This is a genomic window from Mycobacterium sp. (assembly GCF_008709575.1).
Lineage (GTDB): Bacteria > Actinomycetota > Actinomycetes > Mycobacteriales > Mycobacteriaceae > Mycobacterium.
The window spans coordinates 1-852 of sequence record NZ_VYIK01000233.1; the positions used below are offsets into that span (position 1 = coordinate 1).

The window sequence follows — 852 nt, forward strand, 5'->3', positions numbered from 1 at the left end:
TCCAGTTTCGCGGGGCTGCCGCGGCGGGTGTCGTCGCGCCGGGCCAACCGGGGCAGCCCGGCCTCATCCAAGATGCTCCACACCGTCTGCGCCGAGATCGGCGTGCCCTGCTCGGCCAGCACGGCGGCGATCTCGCCGACACTGCGCCCGCCTGCACGCAACGCCAGCACCTTTTCCCGCACCGCGGCGGTGGCCTTGCGTGGGCCCTTCGGGCCGGGTTTGGCCTCGACGAACGGTGCGAGCTTGCCGGTGCGCAGCAGGGTGGCCATCTGATGCACCGAGGCGGTGGAATAGCCGAACCGGTCGGCGATCTCAGGGGCCGTGGCGTCCTCGACGAAGTAGGCGCGCAGCGCCTCGTAGCGGCGCTGGCCTGCACCGCCGGGTTGGGTGAAGTACTCCGCCCCGGGCCTCAACTGGTTTCCTTGAACAACATGCACATATGTTAGAGCTATATCCGTACCCGGGCTGTGTGCCACGCGGAGCATGTTCCTGTCCGCTAATGAATTACATACATGTGATCCAGGGTCAGCGGTCTACCGACTGCGAAGTATAGCTACCCAGATAAAACAGGTTGGTTCTGGTAAACTCATTGAGGTTAGTTGGTGAACTGCTACCCAAGCAAGCCATCTACCAGCAGAACCGCGGCCCATCACGGCCCCAGGCCAGTGCGGGTCACCAACCCCCTACCCCTCCCGAGAATCGAGGCTAACCGCGATGCGGGATCGACCATGCAGCACCGACATCACCGGCGTCGAACGGTGCCGCCGTCTGGTCAGTGCCTGCTGGACGATTTGCGGTTGCTCGACGTGGCCCTGGATGAACCATCCGCGGAAACCCGTTTGACGTTCCTCG

Annotated in this window: 1 pseudogene; it reads right to left on the reverse strand. The window is 64.3% G+C overall.

The window, feature by feature from the left end:
* Positions 1–413, reverse strand: a pseudogene (locus tag F6Q13_RS18130) (hypothetical protein); the annotation flags it as partial.
* Positions 414–852: the final 439 nt, after the last annotated feature.